The sequence below is a fragment of the Brucella pituitosa genome, assembly GCF_003049685.1.
Lineage (GTDB): Bacteria > Pseudomonadota > Alphaproteobacteria > Rhizobiales > Rhizobiaceae > Brucella > Brucella pituitosa.
In genome coordinates this window covers 2,001,403-2,014,481 of the sequence record NZ_PYSY02000001.1, presented here as the reverse complement: position 1 = coordinate 2,014,481, position 13,079 = coordinate 2,001,403, and the positions used below count along the sequence as shown (strand labels likewise).

Genomic DNA, 13,079 nt, shown 5'->3' with positions numbered 1-13,079 from the left:
AAGATGTGCGTAAAAGTAAAAAGATAAAGCATTTCTAATGATTCAACCTAATCCGGAAATGCTCTAGAAAGATCAGCTTCCCGAACTCGTATTGCTTGTCAGCAGAGACGGGTTGAACTCTTCCAGAAGCTGTGCCGCTGTCTTGAGATCAAGATGCGCCTTGATTGGCAGATGATCGGAGGCCGTGCGTGCCAGCGGTGTGTTATGAACTTCGACAGCAGTTACGAGATTATGTGGCGTACCCAGGACCCGATCCAGTGCAAATACCGGAAAGCGCGATGGAAAGCTTGGTACTGCCGTCGCCACGTGATTGAACATCGGCATGAGTGAGGCGAGCGACGAGCGCTTGCCGATACGCCATTCATTGAGATCGCCGATCAATAATGTTGGCAATGTATCGGCTTCCTGCAAGGCGGAAAGGATGCTTTCCGCCTGCTGTTCACGCGAACGTTTCAAAAGGCCCAAATGGGCGGCAATGACACGCAATGGGCCGGATGCAAATTGCAGGTCTGCAACGAGTGCTCCACGCGGCTCTACGCCCGGAAGCGACAATTGACGGACATTGCGGACCACACCTTCGCGAAACAACAGCACATTGCCATGCCAGCCATGACCTTTCGGCATGGTTGAGGTAATTGGTACAGGAACGAGACCGTGGCGTTTTTCGAGCAGGCCAAGATCAAGCAGACCGGAGCGCTCGCCAAAGCGCTTGTCTGCCTCTTGCAGGGCAATCACGTCCGCATCGATTTCACTGATGACATCGGCAGTGCGCTGAGGGTCGAAGACCTTGTCGACGCCAATGCACTTGTGGACATTATAGGACGCAATAACGATATCGCCTTCAGTGACATTGGTGTGAAGCGGCCTGAAACCCGGTCGATTACGGATTGCCGTCAATATCTTCTTGGAAATTCGACCTGGGTCTTTTTTCTTCTGCACCCGTTTGCTGCCCCATGTGGTTAGCTAGAATTTTCTGCATATCCATATAAATAGGGCATTTTGCGGTTTGAATAGTCTTTGTGGATCACAGATTGCTGAGAAGTTTGCTTTCAACATTGTCTATCGTGTGATGAAGCGGATAATCCGGTCGGCAAGCCCGGTATAGGGCGGCTTGATCATATCGGTTGATGCAGGCGTATATTTGGTCAGTACTGGCATGGCCTTGGAGAAGGTGAGGAAGCCATCTTTGCCGTGGTAGTGTCCCATGCCGCTATGTCCCACCCCACCAAAGGGCAGATCCCCACAGGCGAAATGGTAAAGCGTGTCATTGATACAGACGCCGCCTGCAACGACATGCGAAAGCACAGTGTCGATTTCAGCCGTGTTATCGCTGAAGCAATAAAGTGCCAGCGGTCGCTCATGTCCAAGAATATAAGCAATTGCTTCATCAAGTGATCGATAGCTGATAATCGGCAACAAGGGACCAAAAATCTCTTCATTCATGATCGCGCTGGTCGGCGCTGGCTCAAGAATTACGGTTGGTGTCATCAAGCGTGGATGGCTTGCTGTGGCAGAGATCTCCAGAAGCGGAATGATGGCTTCGCTTTTACCTTCCGCGTCGTGCAACAGATTGGAAAGACGCGCATATTGCATATCGTTGATGATCGTCGTGCGGTCATTTTCCGCTGTTGCACCACTATAACGCCTTTGCGTTTCTTCGCGTAGCAGCGCAATGAATGCATCGCGTTTGCTTTGATGGATCAGTACATAATCGGGCGCAATGCAGGTTTGACCCGCATTGAAGTATTTGCCTGTCGCGATAGAGCTGACTGCACGTTTAAGGGTGCTGTTCTCGCTGATGATCGCTGGCGATTTCCCACCCAGCTCCAGGGTTACGGGTGTGAGGTTTTCTGCAGCTGTTTTCATAATCTTGCGGCCCACAGCCGTCGACCCTGTGAAGAACAGATGGTCGAAGGGCAGGGCAGAAAACTCTGCTGAAAGACTGGCATCGCCAAGAATAACAGCTGCCCGGTCATCCGGAAAAACATCGGCAATCAGTTTGCGCAGAAACTCGGACGTATGTGGCGTGTGTTCTGAAGGTTTCAGGAATACGTGGTTTCCAGCGGCTATGGCTGCCACAAGTGGCGCGAGTGCAAGATTGACCGGATAGTTCCATGGCGAAATGATGCCAACTACACCCAAAGGCACAAAGCGCAGCTCTGCTTTTGCTGGCCAGAGTTTCCAACCTGCCTTACGGCGCTGTGGCTTCATCCATCGCTTGAGGTGATGAAGCGTGTGGTCGATCTCGGCGAACACGACGCTCGCTTCACCCAACAACGTTTCATGGACCGAACGGTTTCCAAAATCCGCATTGATGGCCTTTGCCATATCATCGAGACGTTCATGAAGCAGCTTACGCAGGCGACGCAGGTCATCAATGCGCTGTTCAAAAGGTGGCCGATGATTGATCCAGTTTTGCCGCAGACGTTGGAAGGTTGTCTGCAGTGTTTGCTGTGATGAAACGGCTTGATCAGCGCTCATAAGCAAAATTCTCCGTTGAGCGCGCAAAGAGGAATTGCGCCACATAATAGGTGCTGAGCACCCAGAATCCAGCAAGGGGAATTGGCGCATGAAAGCGATCAAAGGCGAGCAGCGTGTCGCTTACCATGAAGAACAGACCACCAGCCGCCGCCAGCGTCGCGCTATAGCGCAAGGTGGGTTCGAGTTTGTCTGAACGCGCACGACTGACGGCCTGTGCAGCCATAACGCTGATTGCGGTTGCATAAATGACAACAGGAATTTTCATTGCGGATGGAACGGACGTCCACAGGCCCGCAATGATCGCAATTGCGAGGAATGCGAAGATCAAGAACACGAGCTTGTTTTCAGCAAAGCGCGTCTTACGGCACAATGCATAAATGTAAATGCAGTGGGTTATGAGAAAGCAGACCAGTCCCGCCAGAAAATAATCGCCCGGAAGCATAAGGAAGAAATCGCCAGCAGCGGCAAAAGCCAAGCCCAGAGCGATTGCAAATCCGTAGCCTTTCGAGATGAGGCGCGGCGCACATAAGATCGCGCCGAGCAGAAGCAATGTTGCGGTGGGCTTGGTCAGGTAATGTAGCCAGCGCCAGAATGGTATTTCGCCATTCTGGCTCAACACGCTGCTTAATACGGCGCAGATGGCGCTTACCAAAAACAGCCGGTAGAACAGGCCGTTCCTTCCGAAATCGAGCAAGCCTTTACGACGCATTTTCCTCCCCTCTTGCTTTATCTCAGGCTGATATTGTTATCGTTCTTGAGCCTGTTTGATCCCATTGGAGCAGTTTCAGTTAAGATTGTATTGTTGGAACCGCTCCTTACGCAAAACCGCGACGCACTCTTGGCTCAAATGCCTTAATCGTTCGTCTGTTCAGCTTCGCGACAACGTTTACGATCGATCCGTTCCGCACGCGTTGAGAGTTCAGTGTTGCCCTCGAGGTCCGATTGCAGAATGAGGCCATGTTGCCTGAGCCAGCGGATTATCTCACCAAACTCAATATCATAGGCGGGTTGATGCATCTGATTTGTCCCTCAAATCGCATTGCGCAAAACAAGGATGCGCGGAGTTCTTGCATGTGGCAAGGCCCAAAGCATTGTGGGGCAATGAAGCGATAGCCGGTTAACCATTTATTAACCAATCGTGCCCACTATAGGCTCATAGCTGTTGTCGTGACTGCGGATGTACCAGCACTGACGATAGCGTAAAAAAGGCCGGGCAATTAGCCGGCCTTTTTCATTTTCGGATCCAGTTCCGATATCGTTTTGAACGCCCGATTTTCGGTTTCACTCACTTTCAAAAAAGCGCCCCTCTCTGGGCATGTTTTGCCCAATGAGAAGGTCGCCATCGCCGTGGTGAACGGAAACGGACAGTAGAAAATCAGGCAACAAAAAAGCCCGCTTGCGCGGGCTTTTTGGGGTGCTTCCGGACCTTGGTAGTGGTCTGAAGACTTGGAAATGGTGCCCAGAAGAGGACTCGAACCTCCACGCCCTTGCGAGCGCCAGCACCTGAAGCTGGTGCGTCTACCAATTCCGCCATCTGGGCGACGAGGACCCATCTAAGGGGTCGGCCTCTCTCTGTCAATCGCGTTTTCGATAATCAATCAGCTTTTTTTCACATTGGTGTTTTGAATGCTGCAAAAGCCTGGAAAACGCAATTCGGGCGCAGTGCATAAATGCGTCCGCGCCCGAAAAATCATTATGCAGAAAGCACTTCCTTGGAAGCGACGGTCGAATCGGCGTTCAGCTTGTAGATGATTGGGACGCCGGTGTTGAGTTCCTGCTTGAGGATCTCTTCAGGCGTCAGGCCATCAAGCGCCATGATGAGCGCACGCAGCGAATTGCCGTGGGCTGCAACCAGAATGGTCTCGCCACGCAGAACATGCGGCTGGATGGTGTGCAGATAATAAGGCCACACGCGCGCGCCGGTATCCTTCAGGCTTTCGCCGCCGGGAGGAGGAACGTCATAGGAGCGGCGCCAGATATGGACCTGCTCTTCGCCCCATTTTGCGCGTGCATCGTCTTTGTTGAGTCCCGAGAGGTCGCCATAGTCGCGTTCGTTGAGGGCCTGATCGCGGATCGTTTCAAGATCGGACTGGCCGAGTTCATCAAGAATGTGCTGGCAGGTGACCTGTGCACGCGACAGGGCCGAGGTGTATGCGAGGTCGAATTTGAGGCCTGCGGCCTTCAGGCGCTGACCAGCGGCCTTGGCTTCCGCATGGCCCTGTTCGGTCAAGCCTGGATCACGCCAGCCAGTAAAAAGGTTCTTCAGGTTCCATTCGCTTTGGCCGTGGCGGACCAGGACGAGGGTACGAGACATCGCAGCACTCCGTTGGGATGAAAAAACAGATCAGTCGTTGAGCCCGAGAACATCGAGCATGGAATAAAGGCCGGGTTTCTTGCCGTGAGCCCAAAGTGCTGCTTTCACAGCACCACGAGCAAAGATTGTGCGGTCCTGAGCATGGTGGGAGAGGGTGATACGCTCTCCTTCGCCGGCCAGAATCACTTCGTGGTCTCCAATGACGGAGCCTCCGCGTAAAGTCGCAAAACCAATCGTGCCTTCCTCGCGTGGTCCAGTATGACCATCGCGTACACGCACGCTCTTTTCAGCAAGATTGATTGCTCGTCCTTGCGCAGCTGCCTCACCCAACAGAAGGGCCGTGCCGGAAGGCGCGTCGACCTTGTGCTTGTGATGCATTTCGAGGATTTCGATGTCGAAATCTTCAGGCCCGAGTGCTTGCGCTGCCTTCTTGATAAGGCCAGACAGAAGATTGACACCCAAACTCATATTGCCGGACTTGACGATTGTTGCATGGCGAGCGGCGGCACGGATCTTTTCTTCTTCGTCAGTGGAAATGCCTGTGGTGCCAATGATGTGGACGATGCGGGCCTGTGCTGCGAGCCCTGCATAATTCACCGTAGCAGAAGGACTGGTGAAGTCGATAACGCCTTGAGCTTTTGCGAAGACGGGAAGTGGGTCGTGGGTGATCTCGACGCCGAGATTGCCCACGCCTGCGAGCTCACCGGCATCTCTGCCAAGAAAAGGTGATCCCTCACGTTCAATAGCCCCGATCAGTCGTGCGCCATGAATTGCATGGATCGTGCGAATGAGAGTCTGTCCCATCCGACCGCTCGCCCCAACAACCACGAGGCCCATTTCAGCGTTCTCAGCCATTTGACGTTTCCTCCGAGCCTGTATTTCCGATGAGCATGTCATCCTTGCCGCTCTGAAGCTGATAGAAGCGGGCATAGACGCCATTTGGTATCTTGATCAGGTCGTTGTGACGGCCTTCTTCGACAACATAACCGGCTTCCATCACGACAATGCGGTCGGCATTGACGACGGTGGAAAGACGATGCGCGATGACGATGGTCGTACGATCCTGCATGATGTGATCAAGCGCCTGCTGCACACGCTTTTCCGACTCATTATCAAGCGCGGAGGTGGCTTCATCCAGCAGAAGAACCGGAGCGTTACGCACGATTGCGCGGGCAATTGATATACGCTGACGCTGACCGCCTGAAAGCGTTACGCCATTTTCGCCAACTGGCGTGTCATAGCCCTGCGGTTGTTGAAGAATGAATTCATGCGCATTGGCAAGTTTTGCGGCTTCTATGATTTCATCCAGCGTCGCATTGGGGCGCCCATAGCGGATATTATCGGCAATGGTGCCTTCAAAAAGATATGGCTGCTGCGAAACATAAGCCACGCAATGACGCAGCGACTCTTTCGTGACTTTTGAGATGTCCTGTCCGTCGAACAGGATTTCTCCGTCGGTGACGTCGTAAAAGCGCTGCACAAGGCTGATGAGGGTCGATTTGCCCGCGCCAGACGCACCAACGATAGCGGTGGTTTCACCTGCCTTGGCTGTGAAGTTCACGCCATGCAGGACCGGTGCGATATCGCTATAGGCGAAGTGCACGTTCCGGAAATCAATTTCACCAGGACCGGCCTTGAGTGACACGGCATCAGGCGCATCACCCTGATTGGGTTCGATATCCAGCACTTCGTAGATCATGCGTGCATTCACAAGCGCACGTTCCAGTCCGACCTGCAAACGTGCGAGACGGCGCGCAGGATCATAAGCCAGAAGCAGCGCAGTGATGAAGGCGAACATTGCGCCCGGAGGCTGTTGATTGAGGATCGCATTGTAACCGCTATAGGCCAACACGCCCGCAATGGCGAAACCTGCCAGAATTTCTGCAATCGGCGTGGTGCGTTCTGAAACGCGTGCGATTTTGTTGCTTCTGTTTTCTGCCTGATCGATCAGTGTGCTGATTTTGCCGCGAAGCTGGTCTTCCATAGTGAAGGCCTTCACGATGGAAATACCCTGCACGGTTTCCTGCATGGCTCCCAGAAGATGGGAGTTCAAGTGAACCAGATCGCGCGTGACAGACCTGATGCGGCGAGAAATATAAGAAACCGCCAGAACGAGCGGCGGGCCGACCAGAAAGACCACCGTCGACATGAACGGATCGGTATAAAACATCATGCCGATCAGACCGATAAGCGCCACGAAATCACGGGCAATCGATGTGATCGTCATGTTCAGCAAATCGCGTATGCCATTCACATTCTGATTGATTTGCGCTGCCAGATGGCCGGATCGCGTATCGTTATAAAAATCGAGGCCAAGCTTCAGCAGATGATCGAAGATGCGCTTCTGATAGCGCGCTACCAGATTATTGCCGATCTTCGCCAGTTCGACGGCCTGAATATAACTTGAAAGACCACGCAGAACGAAAATGCCGAGGATTGCGCCGCAGATTACCCAGATAAGGCCGATTTTCTGTTCGTAGAAAATCTTGTCGATCATCGGCTTCATCAGATAGGCGAGCGCGCCATTTGATACGCCGACGACAAGAGAGGCGGCGATGGCTATGGCATAGCTTGCCTTATACTGGCTTCCGTTTTCCGATAGCATACGACGAATGACGCGGGTGGCTTCGCTCGGGTCGATCTTGTTTTTTTTCTTTTTGAATAGGCTCACGGGCAAAGTGCTTTTTATCTAGCAGCCGCTGGCTGTCGTTGATCATGCATTTTCGCGCGTCCTTTTGGACTGGAAACGACAAAAGGCTGCAATAGAGCGGTTCCAGTTAAGACAAAATCGTTCGAACCACTCTAATTCTTCGTTTTTGCGCATTATCCAACGCAAAACCGCTTCGCACTTTTGCTGGAAATGCTTCAAGTGTTTTCATTGCAGCGCTTCTATAGCGTTATCTTTGTCGCTTGACCATGCCTGAGAAAGCAAACCCGATCAGCTAACACGCCAGCGGCGGCCATCGGTTGAAACTTCAAACCGCATTGGTATGCGAGCAAATGCGGAAAGCCCGCTGAGTGCCGCCAGCGGATGAATGACGACGCGGACCGGAATATCCCGCATAAAATGAGTATGAGGAGCCTTGTCCTCAAAAGCTGCCCTGAACGATCCGGCTTGCAAAGCGGGCAGGATACGCTGCGGAATGCCGCCGGAGAGATAAACGCCGCCATGCGCTTTGTAGATCAGCGCAAGGTCGCCTGCCAGTCTGCCGAGATAGGTGACGAACAGATCAAGCGTTTCCACTGCCTGAGCATTGCTACCATCAAGCCCTGCGGCCGTGATATCCGGTGGCGTGTCGAGAACTGGTGCCACCTTATCTGCGGCACAGATTGCAAGGTAGAGATTGCGCAAACCGCGGCCGCAAAGAATCTGCTCAGCTGCAACGCGACCTTCAATTGGTTCAATATGTGGGAAAACCTGATAATCGCGCTCACTGCGCGGGCCGATATCAATATGTCCACCTTCACCGGGAACTGGAACCCATGCCTTGCCAGTGCGCACAAGCCCGGCAACGCCAAGGCCCGTTCCCGGACCAAGCACCACGCGTGTAGCGACAAGTTCTTCGTCGTGTCCGCCGATCTGATGCAGATATTCTTTGCCGATCGAAACCACTGCAAGCGCCTGAGCTTCAAAGTCATTGAGAACAGTCACATCCTCGAAGCCGAGATTTGCGATCAATTGTTTGGGGCGAACCGCCCAGTCGCAATTGGTCAGATCGATTTCATCACCATCGACCGGGCCTGCAACAGCCAGAATGGTTGAGCGCGGGCGTATGGAGGTATGATTGAGGACGGTCTGCTCGATTGCATCATCAATCGTTGCATAGTCAGCCGTTTGCACCACGGGAAACTCTTTCGGTTCCGCGTGGGCATCAACAAGAAGCGCAAAGCGCGCATTGGTTCCACCGATATCGCCGACGAGGACGGGAAACTTGAAACTCTGGTCAGCGTCAATCATGGTCTGCCTTGCTGCTTCGTCTGTTCTTATTGTTTGAGGGCGGCCTAATGCAAAGGAATAGAGGCTGATTTAATCCAGCACTCTTACCAGCTTTTCAGCCGTTGCCGGATTAAGCGCCATTGGGATGTCATAGACACTGCCGAGGCGTGTCAGCGCTTTTACGTCGACATCATGTGGAAGCGGCGATAGCGGATCGATGAAGAAGATCAATGCCTGCACCGTTCCTTCGGCAATCATTGCGCCAATCTGCTGATCGCCGCCAAGCGGTCCGCTTTTGACACGATGAATGTTGAGCGAAGGGCAAGCCTCCTGGATGAGGCCTCCTGTCGTCCCGGTCGCAACGATATCGTAATGCGACAAGGCTTTCTCATGCGCACGCGCAAAGGCGACCATCTCGTCTTTCTTCAGGTCATGAGCGATCAAAGCAATGCGCAGACGTTCTGTCATGAGATTGATAACCTTGTCATTTGAAGTTTAAATCGTTTAAACCCTATAGCGAAGCCGTGGTTAAGTGAAAAGCATGTTTTCTATTACACGCTTAATTGGCACCATAAATAACATCTGCAATAGAATCCGGTGACGGGCCATTCAGCACTGCGGCACAGGCTTTTGGCAAGTCTGAAACCATAATTGGTTTCGGCTTCTTCGGAGGTTCCTTGGATGGCTTTGCAGGCTTCCATGGCTCGTCGGTAAACCACCATGCCAGCGACTTGTCGCAACCGTCACCTGCCGCCACCTTTGGCTGCGGCTTGCAGTCCGGCGATCCGGGCTGACAATGCAGTCTTACATGAAAATGATAGAAATGCCCCCAATAAGGACGCACTTTGCCAAGCCAGCTGCGGTCGCCTGTCACCGTATCGCAAAGCTGCTGCTTGATGCCGGGGTGAACGAAAATGCGCTCGACTTCCGGATAGCTGGCAGCATGTTTGATGAGTGCCGTGCGGGCAGGGGTCCATTTCTGCGGATCGACGTACAGCGAATCCTTTTTCAGCATGGACACAGCCGATACGCTTTCACGCTCAGCATCGGTGAAGCGTTTCTTTGGCATTGGCGTCAGCCAAATATCCGCGTCCAGCCCAACTTGGTGCGAGGCATGACCAGTGAGCATAGGGCCGCCGCGAGGCTGCGAAATGTCGCCAACCAGAAGGCCGGGCCAGCCGTCTTTTGCGGCGTCGCGGGATAGTTTTTCCAGCAGGCCAATTGTGCGCGGGTGTCCCCAGTTGCGATTGCGAGAAAGCCGCATAACCTGCCAGTTGGGGCCATCGATAGGCAGGGCGACACCACCGGAAAGACAGCCCTTGGCATAAAAGCCGATGGATTGCGGTGATTGCGCCAGAACCGGCAGCTGTTTGCTGCCAAATGCCTGCTTGGCAGGGGCATCCTGAGCTAAGGCCTGTGTTACAAAGTCCGGAGCGATCATTGCCGCAAGACAGGTTGCCAGAACAAGACGCGGCCAGAATTTTGAGCTGGATCTCTTTGCCATGGGCAATTTCCCATAAAAACGTTTGCTCGAATCATTCGAGCGGATGGGCCGGATTATGCTTTGCGTTCGTCTAAACGGCAATCATCGCCAATTATCGTCTCGCCACATGGCGGAAAAAGCAGCTTTATAATCGGGATGGATGAAATCATAGCCGAGATCTTTGATGCGCTGGTTGGAGACGCGCTTGTTTTCACCATAGAAAGAGCGCGCCATCGGCGTCATGTCCGCATCTTCAAACGGAACTTCTGGCGGAGGTGCAACGCCCATCAATTCGGCGGCATAGACCACAACATCCTGCGGCGGCGCAGGTTCATTATCGGTGATGTTGAAAGCGCCACCCGTATTGGTACCTGCCAGAAAACGTAGCGTTCCGGCAATATCCTCGACATGAATGCGGTTGAAGACCTGACCTTCCTTGATGATGCGTCGTGCCGTACCGCGTTCCAGATTGATGAAGGCATTGCGGCCCGGACCGTAAATGCCGGACAGGCGCAAAAGTGCGACCGGCGTACCGTGCCGTTCGCTTAAAGCATTCCATGCATTTTCTGCTTCAACGCGCTCAAGCGACCGGCGAGAGGCGGGTTCGCATGGGGTGGTTTCATCGATCCAGTTGCCATCGTGATTGCCATAAACGCCGACGGTGGAAAGATAGCCGATCCAGCGGATCGTGTTGTCAGGACGACGAAGCGCTTCTTCGACAATTGCCAAAGAAGGATCGCCGTTTTCGCGAGGCGAGATCGAGATAACAACGTGTGTTGATTTCGCAAGCCGGTCAATAAGTTCTGGTGAAGCAGTTTCACCGTCGAAAATGATTGGTGCGATGCCCGCTTTTTCCAGTGTCGGGAAGTTCTGCTCGTTGCGGGTGGTGCCATCAATGCGTTCTGCCTCTCCGGTCATCAGGCGGGAAAAGGCTCTCGCAGAATAACCGGCTCCAAACAGAAAAATGCGCATGTCAGACGTCCTCCAATATCCATTCTGCGCGCACCGTATCATCCTCTTCGCTTGAGGCCAGACGTTTCTTTGAAATTTTGAAACGTTCCATGGTGGCGAGCTGCTTGAATGCCCAAACCGCTGCGCCGCGCACAACGGGGGCAGGGTCTTCAAGCAGATTTTCGATCTGAGGCAGCAAAGACGGATCTTGCGAATTGCCCGCTGCGATCAGCACATTTCGTAAGAAACGATCACGTCCGATCCGTTTGACGGGCGAGCCGGAAAACAGTGTGCGAAAAGCGGGATCGTCAAGAACCAGAAAATCGGCAAGCCGAGGTGCTTTAAGATCGTCGCGTGCTTTCAGCTTCATCTCGCTGGTTGCTTGTGCGAATTTGTTCCAGGGGCAGACCGATAGACAGTCGTCACAACCATAGATGCGATTGCCCATCGATTTGCGGAACTCGTGCGGGATCGGGCCCTTATTCTCAATGGTGAGATAGGAAATGCAACGTCGCGCATCGATCCGATAAGGCGAAGGAAATGCTTTCGTCGGACAGGCATCGAGACATGCGCGGCAGGAACCACAATGATCGCGGTCAGGCTTATCGGGTGGAATTTCAGCCGTGGTGAAAATCGAGCCGAGAAAAAGCCATGAGCCAAGCTCACGGCTGACCAGATTGGTGTGTTTGCCCTGCCAGCCCAGACCGGCTGCTTGCGCCAATGGCTTTTCCATAACAGGAGCCGTGTCCACGAAGACTTTGACGTCCTGACCAGCGCGGGCCGCAAAGCGGCTCGCCACATGCTTGAGCTTACCCTTGATGATGTCGTGGTAATCGCGGTTCTGCGCATAGACTGAAATCGCCGCCCGGTCCTTGTGTTCAAGAATGCCGAGCGGATTGCTGTCCGGACCATAATTCATGGCAAGGATCATGATCGAGCGGACTTCCGGCCACAACACACTTGGATTGGCGCGGCGGTCTTCCGTTTCCTCCATCCAGAGCATGTCGGCATGATGGCCGTCGGCAATATACTGCCGAAGTCGCTGCGGTGCTTGTGGGATCGTATCGGGCGTTGTGAAAGCGACCGCGTCGAAACCTACAGCTTTCGCTTCCTCAATGAGAAAGCGCTTGAGCTTGAGATCCCTTTCCGAAACCTGTCCAGAAACTTGCTTTGTCTCAGAAGTCGAGGTCGCCATAATGGGCCACTGGTGCTAGTCCGCGCACACGATCGGAGAGCAGGGGGCGGAAGGCTGGGCGCGACTTCATACGTGCATACCAGTCGCGTGCGGCCTTGGTTTCGCTCCATTCGATTTCACCGAGATAGTCGAGCACGGAGATTGATGCAGCTGCTGCCATGTCAGCATAGCTTGGATGACCACCTGCAAGCCAGTCCCGAGTTGCCGCAAGCCAGTCGATATATTTCATATGCTGGCGAATATTGGTGCGGGCTGCGCGAATAGCTGTGGAATCGGGCGCGCTGCCCCCCATTTCGTCAGCCATTTGAAGCTTGAACACGCGCTCGCGCGCAATGTGCCGCGTAACCTCGTTCTCGAATTTGAGCAAGAACCAGTCGACAAGGCGGCGCACTTCTGCGCGCTCCATCGGGCTTTCCGGTAGCAGGCGACGACTACGCTTCAATGCGCCACGTGTCTCATCGAGATATTCTGCAATGACGGTTGCGCCAACAACCGGCAGATCGCGTTCAGCCAACAATACAGGAAGTGTTGCAGCAGGATTCAGCGCCAGAAATTCCTTACGGCGCGACCATGGACGTTCCTCGATCAGTTCGGCTTCCACATCATATTCGCCGAGAATAAGCCGCACATAGCGCGAGCCTGAAGACATAGGATGATGAAAAAGCGTAAGCATAATCGACGCGGTACTCTCGACTGACAAGCTTTAATTGATCCCCGG

13 protein-coding genes and 1 tRNA gene are annotated in these 13,079 nt (G+C 53.6%); all 14 read right to left on the bottom strand.

Annotated elements, in window-relative coordinates:
* Positions 1-72: 72 nt before the first annotated feature.
* Positions 73-939 (bottom strand): endonuclease/exonuclease/phosphatase family protein, encoded by an 867-nt coding sequence (locus tag C9380_RS09925; protein ID WP_024899228.1) that lies wholly within the window; start codon positions 937-939, stop codon positions 73-75.
* 120 nt (positions 940-1,059) lie between these two features.
* Positions 1,060-2,481: a coniferyl aldehyde dehydrogenase gene (locus C9380_RS09920; RefSeq protein ID WP_111786120.1), complete on the bottom strand. Its 1,422-nt coding sequence runs from the start codon at positions 2,479-2,481 to the stop codon at positions 1,060-1,062.
* Positions 2,471-3,190, bottom strand: a complete 720-nt coding sequence (locus C9380_RS09915; RefSeq protein WP_128093465.1) for a lysoplasmalogenase — start codon at positions 3,188-3,190, stop codon at positions 2,471-2,473. The genes C9380_RS09920 and C9380_RS09915 overlap by 11 nt, the downstream gene beginning before the upstream one ends.
* Before the next feature lie 143 nt (positions 3,191-3,333).
* A complete protein-coding gene (locus tag C9380_RS26800) occupies positions 3,334-3,498 on the bottom strand; it encodes a hypothetical protein (RefSeq protein ID WP_164844640.1) in 165 nt (54 codons plus the stop codon).
* Between the two features lie 436 nt (positions 3,499-3,934).
* Positions 3,935-4,021 (bottom strand) — tRNA-Leu (locus tag C9380_RS09910).
* Positions 4,022-4,174: 153 nt separating this feature from the next.
* Positions 4,175-4,795, bottom strand: coding sequence for a 2,3-bisphosphoglycerate-dependent phosphoglycerate mutase (locus tag C9380_RS09905; protein ID WP_024899231.1), 621 nt, complete (start codon positions 4,793-4,795; stop codon positions 4,175-4,177).
* A gap of 30 nt (positions 4,796-4,825) precedes the next feature.
* On the bottom strand, positions 4,826-5,650 hold the full coding sequence (gene dapB, locus C9380_RS09900; RefSeq protein ID WP_100558626.1) for a 4-hydroxy-tetrahydrodipicolinate reductase: 825 nt from the start codon (positions 5,648-5,650) through the stop codon (positions 4,826-4,828).
* On the bottom strand, positions 5,643-7,466 hold the full coding sequence (locus C9380_RS09895) for an ABC transporter ATP-binding protein (RefSeq protein WP_128093464.1): 1,824 nt from the start codon (positions 7,464-7,466) through the stop codon (positions 5,643-5,645). Before C9380_RS09895 ends, dapB begins: the two co-directional genes overlap by 8 nt.
* Before the next feature lie 267 nt (positions 7,467-7,733).
* Positions 7,734-8,753, bottom strand: a complete 1,020-nt coding sequence (locus C9380_RS09890; protein WP_128093463.1) for a glucokinase — start codon at positions 8,751-8,753, stop codon at positions 7,734-7,736.
* 69 nt (positions 8,754-8,822) lie between these two features.
* Positions 8,823-9,200, bottom strand: coding sequence for a methylglyoxal synthase (locus C9380_RS09885; RefSeq protein ID WP_024899235.1), 378 nt, complete (start codon positions 9,198-9,200; stop codon positions 8,823-8,825).
* A 91-nt stretch (positions 9,201-9,291) separates the two neighbouring features.
* Positions 9,292-10,236 carry a penicillin-insensitive murein endopeptidase gene (mepA, locus tag C9380_RS09880; protein ID WP_128093462.1) on the bottom strand — a complete coding sequence of 315 codons (945 nt, stop codon included), beginning with the start codon at positions 10,234-10,236 and terminating at the stop codon, positions 9,292-9,294.
* 81 nt (positions 10,237-10,317) lie between these two features.
* The gene (locus C9380_RS09875; RefSeq protein ID WP_128093461.1) at positions 10,318-11,187 is read right to left on the bottom strand and encodes an SDR family oxidoreductase; all 870 of its coding nucleotides are present in this window, start codon (positions 11,185-11,187) and stop codon (positions 10,318-10,320) included.
* Position 11,188: 1 nt separating this feature from the next.
* The gene (gene queG, locus C9380_RS09870) at positions 11,189-12,361 is read right to left on the bottom strand and encodes a tRNA epoxyqueuosine(34) reductase QueG (protein ID WP_024899238.1); all 1,173 of its coding nucleotides are present in this window, start codon (positions 12,359-12,361) and stop codon (positions 11,189-11,191) included.
* Positions 12,342-13,034: a glutathione S-transferase family protein gene (locus C9380_RS09865; RefSeq protein WP_024899239.1), complete on the bottom strand. Its 693-nt coding sequence runs from the start codon at positions 13,032-13,034 to the stop codon at positions 12,342-12,344. Before C9380_RS09865 ends, queG begins: the two co-directional genes overlap by 20 nt.
* Positions 13,035-13,079 lie beyond the last annotated feature (45 nt).

Coding starts and splice junctions, on each gene's coding strand:
- mepA (WP_128093462.1), bottom strand. CDS start 10,236: ATGGCAAAGAGATCCAGCTCAAAATTCTGGCCGCGTCTTGTTCTGGCA.
- C9380_RS09905 (WP_024899231.1), bottom strand. CDS start 4,795: ATGTCTCGTACCCTCGTCCTGGTCCGCCACGGCCAAAGCGAATGGAAC.
- C9380_RS09875 (WP_128093461.1), bottom strand. CDS start 11,187: ATGCGCATTTTTCTGTTTGGAGCCGGTTATTCTGCGAGAGCCTTTTCC.
- C9380_RS09890 (WP_128093463.1), bottom strand. CDS start 8,753: ATGATTGACGCTGACCAGAGTTTCAAGTTTCCCGTCCTCGTCGGCGAT.
- C9380_RS26800 (WP_164844640.1), bottom strand. CDS start 3,498: ATGCATCAACCCGCCTATGATATTGAGTTTGGTGAGATAATCCGCTGG.
- C9380_RS09885 (WP_024899235.1), bottom strand. CDS start 9,200: ATGACAGAACGTCTGCGCATTGCTTTGATCGCTCATGACCTGAAGAAA.
- C9380_RS09920 (WP_111786120.1), bottom strand. CDS start 2,481: ATGAGCGCTGATCAAGCCGTTTCATCACAGCAAACACTGCAGACAACC.
- queG (WP_024899238.1), bottom strand. CDS start 12,361: ATGGCGACCTCGACTTCTGAGACAAAGCAAGTTTCTGGACAGGTTTCG.
- C9380_RS09865 (WP_024899239.1), bottom strand. CDS start 13,034: ATGCTTACGCTTTTTCATCATCCTATGTCTTCAGGCTCGCGCTATGTG.
- dapB (WP_100558626.1), bottom strand. CDS start 5,650: ATGGCTGAGAACGCTGAAATGGGCCTCGTGGTTGTTGGGGCGAGCGGT.
- C9380_RS09915 (WP_128093465.1), bottom strand. CDS start 3,190: ATGCGTCGTAAAGGCTTGCTCGATTTCGGAAGGAACGGCCTGTTCTAC.